Origin of the sequence: Acetobacter fabarum (assembly GCF_029069195.1) — a bacterium.
GTDB classification, from domain to species: domain Bacteria; phylum Pseudomonadota; class Alphaproteobacteria; order Acetobacterales; family Acetobacteraceae; genus Acetobacter; species Acetobacter fabarum_A.
Genome location: NZ_JARDYK010000002.1, coordinates 111,119 through 130,900 on the forward strand (window position 1 = coordinate 111,119; position 19,782 = coordinate 130,900).

A 19,782-nucleotide genomic window follows, 5' to 3' on the forward strand; every position below is an offset into this window, starting at 1 on the left:
AGGCTTCGTATCCGCCCCGTGGTGTTACTCTCCTCCCTGTGTAGAGTGTCTGTGCGCTGGACGCAAAAGGGAGTGCACGGGTCGGGCGTTGGCAGGGGTTAGAACCATGTGCGTACGCCAAAGGTAAAGCGGATGTCTTCTGGCCCGTTATCGGCTGTGCCATGCCAGTTGGCCCTGTGGTTTGCGGTATTGCCGTAATGACCGGCATAGGTCACGGCAATATAGGGGGCTATCTTGCGTTTGAATTCGTAACGCAGGCGCAAACCCGCATCAATATCGGAAAAACCCCGGCTTACGTCACGCTGTGCGTCGGTATGGGAATAGAAGTTGAACTCCGCCTGTGGTTGCAGGATCAGGCGGTTGGTAATCAGCAGGTCATAGGACCCTTCCAGTTTGCCCGCCACACCTTGGGCATTAAAATAGGCCGTGGCTGAGACATCAAAAAAGTAAAGCGCAAGACCCTGCACCCCGACAGCCCCCCATGCACGGCTTGGGCCACTATCCAGGTCCAGCCGGACACCGGCCTGTAGGTCAAAATAGGTGGAAATGGCGTGGTCGTATAAAAATTCGTGGTCGCCATCACTCATATGGCGGTGCCCATCCACTGTGCCTTCGGACTTGATCCAGAGTTTGTCATGGTCAGTGCCAAACCAGCTCTGGCCGGAATAGCGCAGCAGGCTGTCCCCCGCCGTGTAGCGACCTTCGAACTGCTCCATCAGAACGTGAAAATAGGTCCCGCGGTCCATGACAGGCGGCATGTTATGCACATAATGCACGATCGGTGTGGCGGGGGGGGTGGCAGGCCACTGGCTGCTGGGTGCCAGGGCTGGCAGGTTCACGCGGAATGTGCCGGAGACCGCAGGGGGTGTGCCGCTCCCGCTGGTGGGGGGCGTGGCAGGCCGGGACGCGCTGGCATGGGTGGAGGGCGGATGGGCTGGCATATCCATGCTCTCGCCCATGTTCATACCGGGCATATTGTCCATGTCTGCCATGTCTGCCATGGCTGGCGGCTGGCTGGCGGCATGGGCTGGGGTGCTGGCGTTTGGCAGGTTTATGCCAAACAGCAGCAGGGCCGCACAGGCGGCTGAGGTGTATCTGCTCATGACACCACCACTGTGCGGAACATGCCAAGGTCCATATGGTAGAGCAGGTGGCAGTGATAGGCCCATAATCCGGGTGTATCGGCCGAGACAAGGTAGCTGAGTTTACTCCCCGGCTGCACGATAATGGTATGTTTGACCGGGTTGTACGCACCCTGTCCGTTTTCCAGTTCGCTCCAGAAGCCGTGCAGGTGAATGGGGTGCTCCATCATGGTGTCATTGATCAGGGTAAAGCGGACGCGCTCGCCCAGCCGCAGGGGGATTGGCTCTGCTTCGGAGAATTTTTTGCCGTCAAAGCCCCATATGTAGCGCTCCATGTTGCCAGTCAGGTGGAGCGTGATCTCACGTGAGGGGGGGCGGGTGTCTTCCACCGGGTGCAGGGCGCGCAGGTCGGCGTAAGTTAACACCCGGCGGCCATTATCGCGCAGCCCATCCCCCGGATCGGCCAGCCGGTCGGTTGGCATGCGGGCAATGTTCTGGTTTTCAACATTCAGCGGTGGGGTATGGGCAGGGAGTGGGTCCGGGGCGGACATCTCCATGCCTTTCATGTCCATGCCCTGCATGGCTGATGGCATTCCCATGTCCAGCATGGTGCGCACGGGGCGTGGGTCCATGGGGGGAATGGCGGCCCGCATGCCCCGCATGGGGGCCAGTGTGCCACGTGCAAAGCCCGTACGGTCCTCCGTCTGGGCAAAAATGGTGTAGGCTCTGCTGTCGGTGGGCCGCACAATGCAGTCATAGGTCTCGGCCACACCAATGCGAAACTCATCGACCCGTACGGGTTCTATGTCGTTGCCATCGGCCTGCACCACATCCATTTGCAGGCCGGGAATGCGAATGTCGTAAAAGGTCATGGAAGACGCGTTGATGAAGCGCAGCCTGACCCTCTCGTTGGGGCGGAACAGTCCGGTCCAGTTGGTTTCTGGTGTGCACCCATTCATCAGGTAGGTGTAGATAATCCCGGTTACGTCTGAAATATCGGTGGCGGACATGTTCATGCCCGCCCATTGCAGACGGTTTTTTATGGCGGTCCCCAGACCATCCTGCTTGGCGTCATGGACGAGGGAGACCGCTGTCCGCTGGCGGAAGTTGTAGTAGTCGTCCTGAAATTTCAGGTTACTTATAATGTCGTGTGGGGCCACGTCTGACCAGTCGGAGAGAAGAATAACGTAGTCCCGCTCCCATGTTGTGGTCTGTGGAGTACGGGGGTCTATGATAATGGCTCCATACAGCCCGCGTGCTTCCTGCATGTTGGAATGGCTGTGGTACCAGTAGGTTCCGCTCTGTCTGACGGGAAAATGGTATGTAAAGCTCCGCCCCGGCGCAATGCCGCCAAAGCTCAGGCCGGGCACACCATCCATCGCGGCCGGGCAGCGTATGCCATGCCAGTGGATGGAGGTGTCTTCGGTCAGGTGGTTATGCACGTTCAGGGTGACCGCCTCCCCCTCGCGCCAGCGCAGGGTGGGGCCGGGCATGCTGCCGTTCATGGCGGGTATGGTCTGGGTTTTTCCGGCAATGGTGCAGGTCAGCGGGCTTATGTTCAGGTCATAAACCTGCTGTGGGGTTGGGGGAATGGTGGGGGCAAACAGTGTATCGGCCTGCGCGCGGGGGGTAGCAGGCAGGCTGGCTATGGCAGCAAGTGCGCTGGCGCCAGTTATAAACTGGCGGCGCGCAATGCCTCTGCCACGATGGGAGGACGAATTGGGCATGGTCTGGTCCATACTGCACGCTCTGCACGGGGCAGGGCGTCTGGCTGATCGGGCGGAGATGTGTCTCCGGCGGGTGTATCAGGCCGTACGCAGTCTGGGTGGACGCAGCAGGGGGGCGGCCCTGCGGTCGGGCAGGGTGGGGGGGGTGGCAAAAACCGGGCGTGCCCGGGCGTGCCACAGCAAAGCATCGGGCAATATGCCAGCTGATGCCTCGACAACAGACAGGACGTTCCCTGTCATGCAGCATGCGCTGTGATGGTGCATGCGGTGGTGTGTGGCTGAAGCGCCAGTGGGGCAGTTTATGGCTGCCGGAGTCTGGTTGTGCTGGGTGGGTGCACCCGCCCAGCCGTGCCCGGCCATGTGCATGGTGGGGTGGGCTATGGCTGTCTGTGCCGCCTGCGCGGGTGTGTGCGCAGCCCGGAGCCCCAGGGATGCGGCCAGCACAAGCAGGCAGCCCATAACGATCTGACGCAGGAAAAAACGACGCAACATTTTTTAAATATACCCCTGGGGGGCATATATGGCAAGAAGAATGGATGCGGCCCCAACCCGATCATCCCCCGTGCGTAAGCATGTTTGGCCCCGGTCTGTCCGACCATGGGCGCGGAGCAACAAGAGCATGAGCCAGATTGTCAGTTTTTCCATAGAGGGTATGAGTTGCGCCAGTTGCGCTGCCCGGCTGGAAAAAGTGCTTAACCGCCAGCAGGGTTTGCAGGCATCGGTCAATTTTGCCACGGCAAAGGCGCAGGTCACGCTGGAGAACCCCGCAGCCCAGTTGCCACAGGTGCTTGCAGCCGTGCGCGGCGCGGGTTTTGCGCCTGAAACTGCCAGTGTGGATCTGGCCCTGAGCGGGCTGACCTGTGCTGCCTGCGTGAACCGGGTGGAAAAAGTGCTTAATGCCCTGCCATCCGTTCAGGCATCGGTCAATCTGGCGAGCGAGCGCGCACATGTCAGTTTTGTGCCCGGCGTTGTGGATATCGCAGCCCTGATCGCGCGTGTGGAAAAAGCGGGTTACGGCGCAACCCTGTACAGCCAGCAGAACCCGGATGCGCAGACTGCGCAGCAAAAGACTGCATTGCGTGGCGAGTGGCGCAATTTTGTGCTTGCCGCCGTGCTGAGTCTGCCCTTTGCGGGGCAGATGCTGGGTATGCTGGCAGGGGTGCACACAACCATGCTGCCCTTGTGGATGCAATGTGTGCTGGCAGCCGTTGTGCAGGTCTGGTGTGGCCGGTCCATGTATGGTGGGGCCATGCACGCCTTGCGTGGCGGGGCCGCCAATATGGATGTGCTGGTGGTTATGGGCACGGGTATCGCCTTTGTGTTCAGTACCGTTGTCATGCTGTCTGGCCTTGACCAGCCTGTGTATTTTGAAACCAGCGCACTGGTCATGACCCTTGTTCTGCTTGGGCGGCTGCTGGAATCCCGTGCGAAGGCCAGTGCCAGTGCTGGCATGCAGGGTCTGCTGCACCTGCAACCCCGCACGGCGCAGGTGCAGCGCAATGGTCAGTGGGTGGAACAGCCGGTGGAACAGCTTGTGCCCGGTGATGTGTTTATGGTCCGCCCCGGTGAGAGCGTTGCCGTGGACGGACAGGTGCTCGATGGCCAGTCCGATCTGGATGAGGCCATGTTAACGGGGGAAAGTGCTCCCGTTGCCAAAACCGTGGGAGACCGCGTGTTTGCAGGTACGCTCAACCAGACCGGGGTGTTGCGTGTGCAGGCGACCAAGGTTGGCGCGCAAACCGTACTTTCGGGTATCGTGCGTATGGTGGAGCAGGCACAGGGCAGCAAGGCCAGTGTGCAGCGTCTGGCTGACCGTGTGGCCGCCGTATTTGTGCCTGCCGTGCTGGTACTGGCTTTGCTGGCCCTTGGCCTTGGCTGGGTTGTTACGCATGATTTTGGGGCCTGTCTGGTCAATGCGGTCTCCGTGCTGGTGATTGCCTGCCCGTGTTCTTTGGGGTTGGCAACGCCTACGGCCATTATGGTTGGCACGGGCCTTGGCGCACAGGCGGGGATATTGTTCCGCAATGCGGATGCGCTGGAACAGGCGCGTAAGATGGATATTCTGGTTACGGACAAAACCGGTACGCTCACCATGGGGCGGCCCGGTGTTGTGCAGGTGCAAAGTGCTGCGGGTGTAGAGGAGCAGGCTATGCTGGGGCTGGCCCGTGCGCTGGAACAGAGTTCCGAACATCCGCTGGCCCGCGCCATTGTGGCCTATGCTACGGCACGGGATGCGGAGCCTGCGGTCCTGAGTGACTTTAAAGTCCTGCCGGGGCTGGGGGTGCAGGCCCGGCTGAACGGGGAGGAGGTGCATATGGGCTCGCTGGCTTACATGCACCAGCTTGGCTACCCGGTTGACCGTACCCTGACTGATGGCTGGCAGGCGCGGGGGCAAAGCATTGTTGCGCTGGCCCGGACCGGTGCGGTGGTTGCCTATTTTGGACTGGCTGATCAGGTACGACCGGAGGCCCAGCTTGCCGTTGCCGCCCTGCGGAGTGAAGGCCTGCGTGTTGTCATGCTCAGCGGGGATAACGTGCGTGCCGCACAGGCCGTAGCCCGGCAGGTGGGCATAGACGAAGTCGTGGCCGAGGTGCTGCCAGATGGCAAGGCGACCCAGATTGCGCGGTTGCGGGCCGATGGCCAGCATTGCGTAGGCATGGTGGGGGACGGCATAAATGACGCTCCAGCCCTAGCACTGGCCGATGTCAGCTTTGCTATTGGCGCGGGGGCCGATATTGCGCTGGAAACGGCAGATATTGTACTTGTGCGCAGCCAGCTGACGGCACTGGTGGACGCGCTCTCGCTCTCCCGTGCAACGGTTTTCAAAATCCGGCAGAACCTGTTTTTTGCTTTTATTTATAACATACTGGGTTTGCCGCTGGCTGCCTTTGGCCTGCTGGACCCGGTCTTTGCAGGGGCGGCTATGGCCATGAGCTCCGTTTCGGTTGTCGGTAACTCCCTGCTGCTCAACCGCTGGAAGCCGCGTAAGGTCTGGTCCGCATAACCTGCCCGCCCCCTTGCTTCCTGTGCTTGGCTGTTCAGGCTGGCAGGGTGGGGGTTGTGCTGCCCAGTAGCAGGCTGCTGGCATGGGGCCGCCATTCGCCCGTGTTTTCGTCCCGCCCTTGCAGGTAGAGTCTGCGGGGCGTACCAGCCTTGGGGGGGGGTGCGGCTTCGTGCAGGAAGACCTGCATGGCATCGGACTGCTTGTGGTTGATCAGGCAGCATAGCGGTGTGTCGGGGAAAGATTCGAGCAGGTTCGCCGTGCTGCTTTCCCCCGCAAAGATCATCAGGGGAGGCTGTTTGCGTTTCTGTTCAAAATGGAGGCGGATCAACTCGGTTTTTCCAACCCCTGCGGGAAAAGGGTAACGAGAGACCTCGGTGGATTCCATAACCCCCCTGCGCTCTACCAGCCGTGCGCCAAACACATGCTCGTGCCGCAGGTTGTAGCCATATTCGGCCGAGGTGGCGAACAGGGCAATCAGGTCCTCCAGTGCGGAAGAGCAGATAATGGGGTCTATGCCATGTTCTTGCAAAATCTGGAACAGGTTGCCCATTTCAGGTGTCAGCCGCAGCATTTGCGTGATGTCTGCCTGCACAGGGCCAGCCTTGCCGGGGCGGGAGGTGGGGCAGACCCATCTCTGGTTGCTAACGGAGGCCCCAAGACCCCATTCATTGGCGGCTCGGCTCAGGGTGATCACATCGGTCTGGGTTTGCCCGGCAACCAGCCGGATCATCCATTGCTGCGCCGCATCGGGGCCGTGCAGGGCAGCCACCGCCTGATGGCAGAACGCCATGCGCGCCCTGAACGCCTGCATGGCGGGGTTGTCTTGCAATTCTTCACGCGCAATGGGGTGGGGCATGTGCCCGTAGCGGGCGGCCAGAGCGCTGTAGTCCTCTACAATATCGGTCACAAGATCGGGAAAAGTAACGGGTTGCCCTGCCATGTTTGCAAAAGGGGCGGGTAGGGGGTGGCTGGCTGCGTGCACATGGATCAGGCTGCGGAACTTCTGGGCGGGCAGAAGAAAACAGAAGTGCTCCAGCATGAACAGGAACAGGGTCTGCTGCACATCGCCCACTACGGCGGTGTTGTTCCAGTCCACCACCACATAAGGGGGAGCATTGCTATTATAGGTGTCGGAATAATGGCCATGCGCGTTGATCAGCCCCTGAATGGCCTCCCGGAGTGGGGGGTGCCACTTTAATTCCTCCAGTTCGGGAGGGGGGCGGTCCATCAGGTCGGGCATGCCAGTTGCCCGTCCGGCAGTGGGGGTGGCCAGAAGCGCGGTCAGGCCCAAACCAAATGTACGGCGGTGCAGAACGGGGCGCATACAGTTTCCAGACTGACAGATAAATCCGTGCTGCCCTTTATTGAAAGGCGGGAGCACGGAAGGTCAAGCCATGTTATGCATACACGCGCCAAAAGACACGGGTAAAAAGATACGGGCCAAAAGAGACTTGTCCAGACCCGCAACCGGGGGAGTGCATCAACAGCCCCGGCAGCCAACCGGGGCCATATGGTGCGGCCTGTAGCTTAAACCTGAGATGGTAGCAGGCGGGCCAGTGCGCGCTTGCGGCCGATAAGGGGGAGCAGGTCGCGCAGTTCAGGCCCGTGCTCTTCCCCCGTGAGTGCAACACGCAGGGGGTGGAACAGGTTTTTGCCGCCGCGGCCTGTTTTGTCCTTGATGGCGGCTGTCCAGGCCTTCCATGTTTCCACATCCCACGGTTCGGGCGGGAGCAGGGCTGCGGCATCCTGAAGGAAGGATTCGTCCTCCTCCTGCACGGGGGGGATAATGTCCCCCTCGACAACGTTCAGCCATAGTCTGGCTTCCGAAAGCAGGTCGATATTGCTGCGAATGGCCAGCCAGAAGGCGTCCGTAGCACCTTTGGGCAGCTTCCCGGCTACAGTGGCAAAGGGACACTGGGCAAGATAGCGGTGGTTCATGGCCAGAAGCTGGCGTGTGTCAAACCGGGCAGCCGAGCGCGAGATATGTGACAGGTCATAGCTCTGGGCCAGTGCATCAAACGGCATGAGTGCCGGGTCGTCCGAACTGCCAAGGCGCGCAAGGTAGGAAATCAGGGCTTCCGCCTCAACCCCATCCTGACGCAGGGTGCGCAGGGAACAGGCATCAAACCGTTTGGACAGCTTGCCGCCGTTTTCGTCCAGCAGCAGGGGCAGGTGGGCAAAGCGGAAGTGGTCGGGGCGAGCGCCCAGAGCTTCGGCAATGTCAATCTGCACGCCGGTATTGGTAACGTGGTCTTCCCCACGGATAATGTGGCTGATCCCTGTCTCCAGATCATCCACAACCGAGGCCAGCGTGTACAGCACCGTCCCATCGGTGCGGACCAGAACCGGGTCGGAGACGGAAGGCAGTTTGACCTGACATTCTCCCATAACAAGGTCGCGCCAGCGCACAATGCGGCCAGAGAGCCTGAAGCGCCAGTAAGGCACCTTGCCATTGGCTTCGGCCTGTGCGCGCTGCTGCTCGGTCATGCGCAGCATGGCGCGATCATACACGGGGGCACGGTGCTGGCGGATCTGGGTTTCGCGCTTGGCGGCCAGTTCCTGCTCGCTTTCAAAGCAGGGGTACAGGTGGCCGGATGCCTTGAGCTTTTCAATGGCGGCGGCATAGCGGTCCAGCCGCTCGGTCTGGCGGAAGGTCTCGTCCCACGTAATGCCCATCCATTCCAGGTCCTGCTGGATGGCACCTACCAGTTCCTCGCGTGAGCGGGCGGTATCCGTATCATCAATACGCAGTTGGAATTTGCCCTTGTTGCGGCGGGCAAACAGGGCGTTGGCAAGGGCAAGGCGGGCATTGCCCACATGGAGAAGGCCCGTAGGGCTGGGCGCAAAGCGGAGTTTCATAACAGGGGCTTATGCCGTGAATGGGCTGGAAAGACCAGCACGAAGGAAACATAAAACAAGGGCAGGGGCGGCATGTCGGGTGGGCTTGCCTGCCTCTGCTGCCTGTGGGCGGGGGTTAGTGCAGGTTGTGCAGGCCGGGGTCGAACGTGTCCGTGTCGTCCTCTTCCGCTCCGGCGTTATCTTCATCTTCCAGCAGGATGTCTTCACCGTCCACCAGTCGGCGGGGGTCCAGCATGCGCCAGTCGCGCTCCATGGATGTTGCGGGGGTTGCGGTAAAGTCGTCCAGTTCGTTGGCGGAGCGCCAGCCATCATCTTCGGCGTCCACCACTACGGCGTCCTCGCCAAAACTGGTCCATGTGTCCAGCACGTCCTTGGCGGAGGCGCCGGGCATGCGGCAGCGTTCCACGCTGTCGCGCACATAGGCGCGGGCAAAGGCGTTGGCGTGGGCAAGGTCATGAAAAACGCCAACCTCTTCCACAATATTGTCTTCGGCACCGCCGGACAGGTCCAGAATACGGACTTTCCAGCTCTGCTCCTGAGGGGCTTCGGTTTCGTTCATAGGATTTCCTAGCTGTCTTTTCTGTTGCGGGCGGAAGCAAACAGGAATTCGCGTCCGATTTTAACCCGCTCAACACCGTTGTACGAAATAATATCGGCTGTGGCGTAAGTTTCGTTCCATATTTCGGGAATGAACGAGCCTGTACCCACGACATCTATGGGAGCATGGGCATCGGCCATACAGGCACATTTGGTGACCCCAAAGCCCGATGAGGCAATAATCCGCACCTGTCTGAACCCGGCTTCGTCCAGTGCCTCGCGCATTTTCCAGATGGATGCGGCGGAAACACCTGTGCCAATCAGGTAGCGCAGCTCACGGTCGGAGCGGTAGCGGCGCAGGGCCTCGGGGGCATGGCGGTTGACCACGGCATAGGATTCCTGAGGGTTCAGCCCTTCCATAAACCGTCCGCCATGCGTATCTAGCCGTACGGCAATGCGGCCAGTTCTGGCCAGTTCCTCAAACCGGTGGCATACGGCCAGCGCATCGGTTATTTCCTGCCCGAAATAGTCTACCAGCACCACAAGGTCGGAGGCGGGGAATGTCTCATGGAACATTTCCGCCGCCCGCACGGTGGAGCCCGCATAACCAATGAGCGCATGGGGCATGGTGCCCGCACCCTGTGTTGTGCCAAAAAAGGCGGACACCGCATCATTGGCTGTGCCAACAAACCCCACTGCTCCGTCCTGCTGTGCAGCCCGTCCGCCAACGGAGGCGGCATAGGCCATAAGCTCCTGCATTTCGTACCCTGCGCAATGCCGGGCATCCATAGCCAGAAAACGGGTTTGCGGCAGAGAGAGCGCCATCTGGTAAGCCCGCAGGGCGGCAACGCAGGAACTGCCCAGCTTCTGAAGCAGGAGTGTTTCCAGGTCCGCCAGATGCAGGAACGAACCGGTGACATAGACAAGCGGCTCCCCCGCCCCGACCCATTCTCCCTCGGGGTGGAGCAGGTCCACGGTGTAGTCGCTGCCACGCTCGGCCATGACGTTCTTCAGCCATTCCAGCATGATGCCGGGGGCGGAAATAACAGGGCAGCGCAGGAAAAACGCGTAAGTGACCTCACAATCCCCAAAGTGACTGACAATCTGACAGGTGCGGTTGAAGTAGGAATCCGTGCGTGCCCGGATGTCTGCATCTGTCAGGGCGGTTGTGGCCTGCGCCGTGGGAATACCGGGAGCCGTTGCGCCAGAAGGGGATTGCGTCATTACTGAAATGCTCTTTTCTGCCAAACACTACACAGATGATGGGTGTGATGGAGGGTGGCGTAAAGACCACCCCCCGCTTCTGTGATCAGGCAAAGAGCGGGCGGCCTTAATTGCGGCCGGTCAACTCCTCCGCGATCAGGAACGCCAGTTCCAGAGACTGTTCGGCGTTCAGGCGCGGGTCGCAGAAGGTTTCGTACCGTGCACCAAGGTCTGCTTCGGTCAGGCGCTGGGCACCGCCTACGCATTCGGTCACGTTCTGGCCGGTCATTTCCAGGTGAACACCGCCAGCGGGTACGCCCTCGGCTGCGCACACGGCAAAAAAGCCTTTGACTTCCTTCATGACCGCATCGAACGAACGGGTCTTGACGTTGTTGCCGGTGGAAATGGTGTTGCCGTGCATGGGATCGCTGATCCATGTCACAGGCTGCCCGGTTTCCTTGACCGCACGCATGAGCGGGGGCAGGAACTGTTCGATCTTTTCCGCCCCCATGCGTGAGATCAGGGTAATGCGGCCTGCCTCGTTCTGGGGGTTGAGGATGGCGGTCAGGCGTTTGATGTCTTCCACGCTGGTGGTGGGGCCAACCTTGATGCCAATGGGGTTGCGCACCCCACGCAGGAACTCCACATGTGCGCCGTCGGGCTGGCGGGTGCGGTCCCCGATCCATACAAAATGGGCCGAGCAGTCATACCATTCGCCCGATGTGGAATCGACGCGTGTCAGAGCCTGCTCGTAAGGCAGCAGCAGGGCTTCGTGCGAGGTGTAGAACTCGGTTTCGTCCACCTGCGCGGAGGAGGCTGCGTCAATCCCGCATGCCTGCATGAAGGCGAGGGTCTCGCCAATGCGTTCGGCCATGGTGCGGTAGCGGTTGGCTAATGGGGAGCGTTCCACAAAGCCAAGGTTCCAGCGGTGTACTTCGTGCAGGTTGGCATACCCCCCGCGCGAGAAAGCGCGCAGCAGGTTCTGGATTCCGGTGGACTGGAAATACCCTGTTTCCATCCGGGCAGGGTCGGGAATACGGGCTTCAGGGGTGAATTCCGGCCCGTTGATGATGTCCCCCCGGTATGATGGCAGGCTGACGCCATCCACGGTTTCCATATCGGCAGAGCGCGGTTTGGCAAACTGGCCAGCCATACGGCCGAGCTTGATAACCGGTACCTTGGCCCCAAAGGTGAGTACCACGGCCATTTGCAGCAGCACACGGAAGGTATCGCGCACGATGTCGGCCTTGAACTCGCCAAAGCTTTCAGCACATGGGCCGCCCTGCAGTACAAAAGCCTTGCCCTGTGCGGCCTGGGCCAGATGGCTGCGCAGGCGGCGTACTTCCCCTGCAAAAACCAGTGGGGGATAGGCGCTCAGCCGGTCCTCAACGTTTTTGAGGGCTGCTGCATCCGGATAGGTGGGAATCTGCCTGAACGGAAACGAGCGCCAGCTATCCGGCATCCAGGTCGCAGACGTCGGGTTGGGCTGGGTGAGCGTAGCACTCATAACGCGTTCCTGTTCAGTTGGGCTGGTTACACACAAAATGGTAAGCAGAAGGGTAAAAACAATGCTCTCTTGGGCATGAATTTGCCAAAGGCGGCTGCCTTTATGTCTAATATGCACGGATTAGGCAAATAGCGTTTGCGGGCTCAAGCCATGTTCTGGTCAATGGTGTGGCATCTGCTCCACTCTTGGCCAGAGGATTTGGATTTTTGCACTTTTGGTGTGATAAGGGTTGCCAGTATGGAACCCGCAAAGCCATTTGCTTTATGGTGCGTGTGGGTGTTTTTTCCTTTTCTCTTGCGGGGTAACGCGCAATGGCGCAGCTGCGTAGACCGTTTGTAAACGTGATGTCCGGCCTTCTGATGGCGGCAAGCCTTGGGGGGGGAGCAAGTGTTGCTCACGCGGACCCCTTGATGACCCCGAGTGATGATGTTTCCTTTTCCGAGGGGAATGGCAACACGGATGCGGGAGTTAGTGCGGGCAAATCGACCGAAGCCAAGACCGTACACGGGCACCGCAGCCTGCCACCCGGTTATCAGGATGCTCCATCCATGGAGTTCCAGCATGGGGATGACCCGGACCATCTGGCCAAGGTGCACAGGGATTCGGTCACGGGGTCTGATCTGTCCCGCTATGGTTCCGCTTACCAGAATTCCGGTCCGTTTGGTTCGGGGCAGGTGGGGGATTCCACAGGCAATGGCTGGGTTACCCCCCGCTAGGCTGGTATGGGTTCGTCCTCTATAAGACGAATGTCGGCCTGGCCACAGGTCAGGTCGGTCAGCTTTGCACAGACGTTCTGCTGCAAAGCCTGGGGGAGCAGAAGCTGGAACCACGCCCCGTTTTCATCAAAAACGGGTGGTTCGGCCTCCACACCCCATTCAGGCAGGCGTGCCTGAATAAGTCCCAGTAATGAAAACGGGCAGTGAAACCCAAGCCTGATCCGCTCGATCAGCTCTTCCTTCGGGGCTTCACGCAGGCATTCGGCCGCTGTTCCGGCATAGGCCCGTACCAGCCCGCCCGCGCCCAGTTTGATCCCCCCAAACCAGCGTGAGACCACAATAGCTACGCGGTCCAGCTTTTGGGCGACAACCACCTGCAAGATCGGGCGGCCTGCCGTGCCCGAGGGTTCTCCCGCATCGTGGCAGCGGCAATGGGGGCCAAACTGCCATGCCCAGCAGTGGTGGGTGGCGTCAGGCTCGGCTGCGGCAATGCGGGCAATAAACGCGTCGGCTTCCGCAATGCTGGCAATGGGGATTGCGCGCGCAAGAAAGCGGCTTTTTTTGATATCCCGTTCCAGCAAAAAAGAGCCGACCAGCGTTTGTGTCATGCACTCTTCTTATCCTTTCCATTCCGGTTCGGGCAAGTCGGGCAGCCGCACTGTGCAGCATCAGGAAGGGCATATGTCAAAACTGGGGGCTGACAGTCTTTTGTAACAGGAGTAACGCGGTAAAGAATGTATGCTAGCCCATAACTGGCAAGCCTTGCCCCCAGAGGCATGAATTAAAGGAGACAGCACCCACATGATGCCGGTATTCCGCAAAAAATGGAAAATCCTGTTTGGCTTGTGTGCGCTTGCACTGCCCCTTATGGCCGGTGTGCCCGCCCATGCCGATGGTGATCTGCTGAACGGCGGGGATGATGATGATACGGATGCTCATCAGGCTTCCAGCATGCATAATCTGGCGGGCAAGCTGCCCCTGCCACGGGCGCACAAGGATTTTAGCAAATACCGTTTTGTCCCGCCGGGGGACAGGGTGGTAGAGCAGCCGGATACAAACCGGCTGCTGTTCTGGAGCAGAGACGGGCAGCCCGATGGTTATGCCCAGCGGCGCGGGAGCAGCGTGATTTATTACAACGCTCAGGGGCAGGCCGTGCGGGTGCAAAGGCTGACAGCACAGGAAATGAACGACTAAAGACTACCCGGCCCCCAAACCCACGGCCCTGTTGAACCAGAGCCAGGGGTTTGGCGTGAGCCCCCTGCTTTGCCCCGATCAAAAGAGCAGCAGAGGCGTGTTCTCAGGCCGTTGTGGCAATCAGTTCCAGGATGGAGGCGGACGATTCCTCAATGGAGCGGCGCGTCACATCTATGACCGGCCAGTTATGGCGTCGGCATAACCGTCTGGCCCAGTGCAGTTCTTCCTGCACTTTTTCCAGATCAATATAGGCGTAATCGGTTATGGCCTCAGGGCGGGATTTGCCCGGGATCATCTGGTTCAGACGGTTACGGCGGATTTCAATCAGCCGTTCGGGGTCTATGGTCAGACCAATGACCGGCTTGGTGGTGGTAAACAGGGCTTCTGGCGGTTCTATACCCATCACCAGCGGCACGTTGGCCGCCTTTATGCCGCGGTTGGCCAGATAGAAGCAGGTCGGTGTTTTGGAAACGCGGGAGACACCGACCAGAATAACATCCGCCTTGTTCAGGCCACGTGTTTCCTGACCATCATCATGGGCCAGCACGTAATGCATGGCCTCGATGCGCTGGTAGTAGTTTTCGTCCATAATATACTGGCCACCGGGGTGGCGGGTTGCTTCCTCCCCGGTCTCTTCGGCCAGAAAGTTCAGGGCGTTGTCCAGTACGTCCAGAAGCCGGATCTGCAGGCTGGCGCAACCGGCTTCCATATCCGCCTGAAGGATCGGGTCAGTCAGGGTGGACATGACCGGCCCTCGGTTATTGGCAATATGCCGCAGAACACGCCGGAGCTGGATCTGGGTACGGATCAGGTTCCAGTGCCGTAGCCTGACTTCGGTATTGGGGAACTGCGCTATACAGGCCCGCGCCACGGAATCGAGCGTTTGCCCCGTAGCTTCGGACACAAGGTGGAGAGTAAGGATTTTTTGCATGGTATCAGATTGAAAAATGGCCGCCCCAAAGGGAGGCGGCCATTTTTTCCTTAGGCTTTAACAGCCTTGTTATTGCGTGCGGCAAGAGCCGCCTGTGCTGCGGCCAGACGGGCGACCGGCACACGGAAGGGGGAGCAGGACACGTAATCCAGCCCGACTTCTTCAAAAAAGGCGATGGAGAGCGGGTCCCCACCATGTTCACCGCAAATGCCCAGCTTGAGGGTGGGTTTGGTAGCACGGCCTTTTTCCACGCCCATGCGTACCAGAGCGCCCACGCCTTCGCGGTCGATGGACACAAAGGGGTCCTGGGGCAGCAGCCCTTTTTCCACGTATTCAGGCAGGAAGGAGCCTGCATCATCACGCGACAGGCCAAGGGTTGTCTGGGTCAGATCGTTGGTGCCGAAGGAGAAGAAGTCGGCGCTCTGTGCAATCTGGTCCGCAGTCAGCGCTGCACGGGGCAGCTCGATCATGGTGCCAATCTTGTAGGCAAGCTGGACGCCATGTTCGCTCAGCACATCGGCGATAACACCTTCGCAGGACTGACGTACCAGATCCAGCTCGGCCTTGGTGCCGATGAGCGGGATCATGATTTCGGGTTCCACGGCCTTACCGGTTTCCTTAGCAATGTCCAGCGCGGCCTCGGTAATGGCACGCACCTGCATGGCGTAGATTTCGGGGTAAGTAATGCCAAGGCGGCAACCGCGATGACCCAGCATGGGGTTGGATTCGGAAAGAGCCGAGCGGCGTGCGCGCAGGCTTTCCACATCCTTGCCCAGTGCCTTGGCCACATCAGCCAGTTCGGCCTCACCATGCGGCAGGAACTCGTGCAGCGGCGGATCGAGCAGGCGGATGGTGACCGGCAGGCCTGCCATAATACGGAACAGTTCCGTAAAATCGCTGCGCTGGAACGGCAGAAGGGCTTCAATGGCGCGGGCACGTGTCTGTGTGTCATCGGCCATGATCATCTGGCGCACATGACCAATACGGTCAGGGCCGAAGAACATGTGCTCGGTCCGGCACAGGCCAATGCCTTCCGCACCGAAGCGGCGGGCGGTTTGTGCATCTTCAGGGGTTTCGGCGTTGGCGCGCACGCCAAGGCGGCGCACACTGTCTGCCCAGCCCATAAGGGTTGCAAAATCTCCCGACAGGGTAGGCGGAATGGTGGGAACGCGGCCTTTGTAGACAGCACCCGTACCGCCATCAAGAGTGACCCACTCCCCTGCTTTGAGCGTGTGGCCGTCCACAGTCATGGTCTGGGCCTTGTAATCCACGGCAATGCTGCCAGCACCAGCCACGCAAACACGGCCCATGCCACGGGCCACAACGGCTGCGTGGGAGGTCATGCCACCACGGGTTGTCAGTACACCACGGGCTGCGTGCATGCCGTGCACGTCTTCTGGCGAGGTTTCAATGCGCACCAGAATAACGTCTTCACCCTTGGCGGCGCGGTCTTCCACATCCTCGGCGGAGAAAGCGATTACGCCGGTTGCAGCGCCGGGGGAGGCAGGCAGGCCGCGGGTTAGCAGCTGGCGCTCGGCCTTGGGGTCCAGCACAGGATGGAGCAACTGGTCGAGTGATGCGGGAGGAACGCGGGTCACTGCTTCTTCCTGCGTGATCAGGCCTTCCTTGGCCATGTCAATGGCTACGCGCAGTGCGGCGGCGGCGGTGCGCTTGCCCGAGCGGGTCTGGAGCAGGTAAAGCTTGTTGGCCTGCACCGTGAATTCAATATCCTGCATGTCGCGGTAGTGGCGTTCAAGCAGGTCACGTACCTTGAGCAGCTCGCCGTAGGCGTTGGGCAGGGCTTTTTCCATCGAGGTCTGCCCCTCGACTGAACGACACTCCGCCATCGGCTGCGGGGTGCGGATACCGGCCACAACGTCCTCGCCCTGCGCGTTGATCAGGTATTCGCCGTAGAAGATGTTTTCGCCCGTGGACGGGTCGCGGGTAAAGCATACGCCCGTTGCGCAGTCATTCCCCATGTTGCCGAACACCATGGACTGAACGTTGACAGCCGTGCCCCAGTTGGCGGGAATATCATGCAGTTTGCGGTAGGTGTTGGCGCGCGGGTTCATCCATGAACCAAAGACGGCTCCGATGGCGCCCCACAACTGGTCCTTGGGGTTTTCGGGGAAGGGAGTTCCCGTTTCGGACAGGACGATCTGCTTGTAACTTTTAACAACGTCCTGCCATTCTTCGGCGGTCAGGGCGGTGTCATCAATCTTGCCGGCAGCGCGTTTGGCCTGTTCAAGCAGGTCTTCAAATTCGTGGTGCGGCACGCCGAGCACAACGGAGCCGTACATCTGAATGAAGCGGCGGTAGCTGTCCCATGCAAAGCGGGCATCGCCCGAGGAGCGGACAAGCCCTTCAACCGTTGCATCGTTCAGACCAAGGTTGAGCACTGTGTCCATCATACCGGGCATGGACACGCGGGCGCCGGAGCGGACAGAAACCAGAAGCGGGTTTTCGGCATCGCCAAAGCGCAGGCCCATGGCCTGTTCTACCAGCCCCATAGCTGCTTCAAGCTGGGATTCCAGCTCGGCGGGGTATTTCCGTCCGTTATCGTAAAAGGCGGTGCAGACTTCAGTGGTAATGGTAAATCCCGGGGGCACCGGCAGGCCAATATTGGCCATTTCCGCCAGATTGGCGCCCTTGCCGCCGAGGAGATTGCGCATCCCGGCGTTGCCTTCGCTTTGGCCAGCGCCGAAACTGTAGATCCACTTGGTCATTTTGCCGTTCACTTCATTCTTTTGTGCCAGCGGGGCTGAAGTTCCGACCGAGGGGATGGGAACAGGGGATACCGGAACAGCAGCCGAACTGGGCACGGAATTTTTATTTTTAGTTTGGACGACGAACTCCACCCCTTCGTTGCCCGGTAGCATGGCGCAGATTTGGCCGCCGGGCAATCTCCCTTTTACACGTAAATGGTAAAAAACTGCGGGTGTGGCGGTTCTATCCGTTTGTGATGCAAAAGGCGTTCCATTCTGTCTCATCCATGGTGGGAATGTTCAGCTCGGCTGCTTTTTTGGCCTTTGAGCCTGCTTTTTCTCCCAGCACCACCAGATCGGTCTTTTTTGAGACGGAGTCGGATACCCTGGCCCCCATGCGTTCGGCCGTGGCCTTGGCTTCCGGGCGGGTCATGGTCAGCAGCGTGCCGGTAAACACAATGGTCTTGCCCGCCAGAGGGCCATCGCTGGCCGCACTTTCCTCGGTAATGGTCAACTCGGCGCTCAGTTCAGCCAGAGTGGTCTGGTTGTGGGGCTCGGCTACAAAGGCCACCACATCCGTTGCTATGGCGTTGCCAATGCCGGTAATGGACCCAAGTTCCAGCCGGGCGTCAGATCCGATAATGGTGGCGGCCTCCATCTGTCGCAGCCAGTTGGCATAGCTGCCGTAATGACGGGCCAGCAGGCGGGCGTTGCTTTCCCCAATCCGGCGGATACCCAAAGCGTAAATAAAGCGTGCGAGCGGGATTGTGCGCCGCTCCTCTATGGCCTGGAGCAGGTTGCGTACGGACTGTTCGCCCCATCCATCGCGCTGTTCCAGAACTGCGGCCTGTGCCCGGAGCCGGAAGATATCGGTAGGGGTATGAATCAGCCCGGCTTCATAGAACTCGCGAATACTGCGCTCACCCAGCCCTTCAATGTCGAAGGCAAGGCGGGAGGCAAAATGGATCAGCCGTTCCACCGCCTGCGCGGGGCAGGTCAGCCCGCCGGTGCAGCGGCGCACGACCTCCCCTTCAGCGCGTACGGCCAGCGCCCCGCATGCGGGGCAATGATCGGGGAAGTGGAAAAGAGGCTGCCGCCCGGATGCTGCCTGACCTGCCGGGGCAAGGCCGAGCACCTGCGGAATAACATCCCCCGCGCGCTGGACCAGAACAAGGTCGCCTTCGCGCACGTCCTTGCGGGTAATTTCGTCTTCATTATGCAAGGTGGCGCGGGTCACAAGCACCCCGCCAACATTCACAGGCTCCAGATGGGCAACCGGGGTCAAGGCACCTGTACGACCGACCTGAATTTCTATGGTGTTCAGGCGCGTCATGGCCTGCTCGGCCGGGAACTTCCACGCTATGGCCCAGCGGGGGGCCCGTCCGGCAAAGCCCAGACGCTCCTGCAGGCTCAGGTCGTCTATCTTGTAAACAACGCCGTCAATGTCATAGGCCAGACTGGCGCGTTCGCGGTTGATTTCCGCAAAAAAAGCTTCGGCATCCGCTGCGCCTTCAATCTGGCGAGAGAACGGGTTGACCGTAAACCCCCATGCCTTGAGCTGCTCCAGGTAAGCCCAGTGGCTACGGGTTGTCTTGTCCGAGCAGAACCCCTGTGCATAGGCAAAAAGGGAGAGCGGGCGCTGGGCCGTAATGCTGGGGTCCAGTTGCCGCAAGGAACCCGCAGCCGCATTGCGCGGGTTGGCAAACAGGCGTTTACCCGCGGCCTCCTGCGCGGCATTGAGTGCGATAAAGTCGGCTTTGGAGAGGAATACTTCTCCACGAATTTCGATCAGGTCGGGGTAGGGGGCGTGAAGTGCCATAGGCAGGGTGCGCAGGGTGCGCAGGTTGGCGGTTACGTCCTCCCCTTCCGTGCCGTCCCCGCGTGTGGTGCCCCGGACGAACCTGCCGGATTCGTAAGTAAGGCTGATGGAAAGGCCATCAATCTTGGGTTCACCTACCAGACGCAGGCTGGAAGTATCCGCCTGTTCCAGACCCAGAAACCGGGCTGCACGGGTTATGAAGCCTTCAAATTCCTCACGGTCGAACACATTGTCAAGCGAGAGCATGGGGGCAAGGTGGATATGCTTGCCAAGCCCCGTATCCGCGCTGGCCCCCACCGCGTTGGCTGCGCTGTTCTGTGGTTCGGCATCGGGGTGGCGGGTTACCAGATCATTGTAACGCCTGCGCAGGGCATCGTAATCCGCATCGCTGATTTCAGGGGCATCATGACCATGATAGGCGGTGTTATGGTAGGCAATCTGGCTGGCCAGTTCCGCCAGTTCCCTGCGGGCCTGATCACTGTCCATGTCTGCGATCGG

At 60.1% G+C, this 19,782-nt stretch carries 15 protein-coding genes; 3 read left to right on the plus strand and 12 right to left on the minus strand.

Annotation, left to right across the window (positions count from 1 at the left end; genetic code table 11):
- Positions 1-98: 98 nt before the first annotated feature.
- The 3 genes from PY793_RS03740 to PY793_RS03750 all read right to left on the minus strand — a co-directional run bounded on the left by PY793_RS03740 (position 99) and on the right by PY793_RS03750 (position 3,301).
- A complete protein-coding gene (locus tag PY793_RS03740) occupies positions 99-1,103 on the minus strand; it encodes a copper resistance protein B (protein WP_275176777.1) in 1,005 nt (334 codons plus the stop codon).
- Positions 1,100-2,809, minus strand: a complete 1,710-nt coding sequence (locus tag PY793_RS03745) for a copper resistance system multicopper oxidase (protein ID WP_275176778.1) — start codon at positions 2,807-2,809, stop codon at positions 1,100-1,102. Before PY793_RS03745 ends, PY793_RS03740 begins: the two co-directional genes overlap by 4 nt.
- A gap of 78 nt (positions 2,810-2,887) precedes the next feature.
- On the minus strand, positions 2,888-3,301 hold the full coding sequence (locus tag PY793_RS03750) for a hypothetical protein (RefSeq protein ID WP_275176779.1): 414 nt from the start codon (positions 3,299-3,301) through the stop codon (positions 2,888-2,890).
- A 127-nt stretch (positions 3,302-3,428) separates the two neighbouring features.
- Here PY793_RS03750 and PY793_RS03755 point away from each other — a divergent pair, with 127 nt between their 5' ends.
- Positions 3,429-5,813, plus strand: coding sequence for a heavy metal translocating P-type ATPase (locus PY793_RS03755; RefSeq protein WP_275176780.1), 2,385 nt, complete (start codon positions 3,429-3,431; stop codon positions 5,811-5,813).
- 34 nt (positions 5,814-5,847) lie between these two features.
- Here PY793_RS03755 and PY793_RS03760 read toward each other — a convergent pair whose 3' ends face one another.
- The 5 genes from PY793_RS03760 to PY793_RS03780 all read right to left on the minus strand — a co-directional run bounded on the left by PY793_RS03760 (position 5,848) and on the right by PY793_RS03780 (position 11,919).
- On the minus strand, positions 5,848-7,137 hold the full coding sequence (locus PY793_RS03760; protein ID WP_275176781.1) for a lipoprotein pyruvate-formate lyase: 1,290 nt from the start codon (positions 7,135-7,137) through the stop codon (positions 5,848-5,850).
- Positions 7,138-7,340: 203 nt separating this feature from the next.
- Positions 7,341-8,672 (minus strand): glutamate--tRNA ligase, encoded by a 1,332-nt coding sequence (gene gltX, locus PY793_RS03765; RefSeq protein WP_275176782.1) that lies wholly within the window; start codon positions 8,670-8,672, stop codon positions 7,341-7,343.
- Positions 8,673-8,787: 115 nt separating this feature from the next.
- A complete protein-coding gene (locus PY793_RS03770; protein ID WP_275176783.1) occupies positions 8,788-9,231 on the minus strand; it encodes a hypothetical protein in 444 nt (147 codons plus the stop codon).
- 8 nt (positions 9,232-9,239) lie between these two features.
- Positions 9,240-10,433: a nicotinate phosphoribosyltransferase gene (locus PY793_RS03775; protein ID WP_275176784.1), complete on the minus strand. Its 1,194-nt coding sequence runs from the start codon at positions 10,431-10,433 to the stop codon at positions 9,240-9,242.
- A 106-nt stretch (positions 10,434-10,539) separates the two neighbouring features.
- Entirely contained in the window at positions 10,540-11,919 is a 1,380-nt protein-coding gene (locus PY793_RS03780; RefSeq protein ID WP_275176785.1) for a class II 3-deoxy-7-phosphoheptulonate synthase, read from the minus strand.
- Between the two features lie 311 nt (positions 11,920-12,230).
- On the opposite strand from PY793_RS03780, the gene PY793_RS03785 reads away from it, so the two are divergent.
- The gene (locus PY793_RS03785) at positions 12,231-12,635 is read left to right on the plus strand and encodes a hypothetical protein (RefSeq protein ID WP_275176786.1); all 405 of its coding nucleotides are present in this window, start codon (positions 12,231-12,233) and stop codon (positions 12,633-12,635) included.
- Here PY793_RS03785 and PY793_RS03790 read toward each other — a convergent pair.
- On the minus strand, positions 12,632-13,243 hold the full coding sequence (locus PY793_RS03790) for an IMPACT family protein (RefSeq protein ID WP_275176787.1): 612 nt from the start codon (positions 13,241-13,243) through the stop codon (positions 12,632-12,634). The two genes, PY793_RS03785 and PY793_RS03790, sit on opposite strands and share 4 nt — an antisense overlap.
- A 193-nt stretch (positions 13,244-13,436) precedes the next feature.
- Here PY793_RS03790 and PY793_RS03795 point away from each other — a divergent pair, with 193 nt between their 5' ends.
- On the plus strand, positions 13,437-13,829 hold the full coding sequence (locus PY793_RS03795) for a hypothetical protein (protein WP_275176788.1): 393 nt from the start codon (positions 13,437-13,439) through the stop codon (positions 13,827-13,829).
- Between the two features lie 103 nt (positions 13,830-13,932).
- Here PY793_RS03795 and PY793_RS03800 read toward each other — a convergent pair whose 3' ends face one another.
- From PY793_RS03800 to ligA, 3 genes are all read right to left on the minus strand, one after another.
- Positions 13,933-14,760: a pyruvate, water dikinase regulatory protein gene (locus PY793_RS03800; RefSeq protein ID WP_086645597.1), complete on the minus strand. Its 828-nt coding sequence runs from the start codon at positions 14,758-14,760 to the stop codon at positions 13,933-13,935.
- A 50-nt stretch (positions 14,761-14,810) separates the two neighbouring features.
- Complete coding sequence (gene ppdK, locus PY793_RS03805; RefSeq protein WP_275176789.1) at positions 14,811-17,486, minus strand: pyruvate, phosphate dikinase; 2,676 nt, start codon at positions 17,484-17,486, stop codon at positions 14,811-14,813.
- 223 nt (positions 17,487-17,709) lie between these two features.
- A complete protein-coding gene (gene ligA, locus PY793_RS03810) occupies positions 17,710-19,770 on the minus strand; it encodes an NAD-dependent DNA ligase LigA (protein ID WP_275177103.1) in 2,061 nt (686 codons plus the stop codon).
- Positions 19,771-19,782: the final 12 nt, after the last annotated feature.

What these genes read in the sequence shown, in the direction of transcription:
- PY793_RS03740 (WP_275176777.1), bottom strand. Translation starts at nt 1,103, where the DNA reads ATGAGCAGATACACCTCAGCCGCCTGTGCGGCCCTGCTGCTGTTTGGC.
- PY793_RS03745 (WP_275176778.1), bottom strand. Translation starts at nt 2,809, where the DNA reads ATGCCCAATTCGTCCTCCCATCGTGGCAGAGGCATTGCGCGCCGCCAG.
- PY793_RS03750 (WP_275176779.1), bottom strand. Translation starts at nt 3,301, where the DNA reads ATGTTGCGTCGTTTTTTCCTGCGTCAGATCGTTATGGGCTGCCTGCTT.
- PY793_RS03755 (WP_275176780.1), top strand. Translation starts at nt 3,429, where the DNA reads ATGAGCCAGATTGTCAGTTTTTCCATAGAGGGTATGAGTTGCGCCAGT.
- PY793_RS03760 (WP_275176781.1), bottom strand. Translation starts at nt 7,137, where the DNA reads ATGCGCCCCGTTCTGCACCGCCGTACATTTGGTTTGGGCCTGACCGCG.
- gltX (WP_275176782.1), bottom strand. Translation starts at nt 8,672, where the DNA reads ATGAAACTCCGCTTTGCGCCCAGCCCTACGGGCCTTCTCCATGTGGGC.
- PY793_RS03770 (WP_275176783.1), bottom strand. Translation starts at nt 9,231, where the DNA reads ATGAACGAAACCGAAGCCCCTCAGGAGCAGAGCTGGAAAGTCCGTATT.
- PY793_RS03775 (WP_275176784.1), bottom strand. Translation starts at nt 10,433, where the DNA reads ATGACGCAATCCCCTTCTGGCGCAACGGCTCCCGGTATTCCCACGGCG.
- PY793_RS03780 (WP_275176785.1), bottom strand. Translation starts at nt 11,919, where the DNA reads ATGAGTGCTACGCTCACCCAGCCCAACCCGACGTCTGCGACCTGGATG.
- PY793_RS03785 (WP_275176786.1), top strand. Translation starts at nt 12,231, where the DNA reads ATGGCGCAGCTGCGTAGACCGTTTGTAAACGTGATGTCCGGCCTTCTG.
- PY793_RS03790 (WP_275176787.1), bottom strand. Translation starts at nt 13,243, where the DNA reads ATGACACAAACGCTGGTCGGCTCTTTTTTGCTGGAACGGGATATCAAA.
- PY793_RS03795 (WP_275176788.1), top strand. Translation starts at nt 13,437, where the DNA reads ATGATGCCGGTATTCCGCAAAAAATGGAAAATCCTGTTTGGCTTGTGT.
- PY793_RS03800 (WP_086645597.1), bottom strand. Translation starts at nt 14,760, where the DNA reads ATGCAAAAAATCCTTACTCTCCACCTTGTGTCCGAAGCTACGGGGCAA.
- ppdK (WP_275176789.1), bottom strand. Translation starts at nt 17,486, where the DNA reads ATGACCAAGTGGATCTACAGTTTCGGCGCTGGCCAAAGCGAAGGCAAC.
- ligA (WP_275177103.1), bottom strand. Translation starts at nt 19,770, where the DNA reads ATGGACAGTGATCAGGCCCGCAGGGAACTGGCGGAACTGGCCAGCCAG.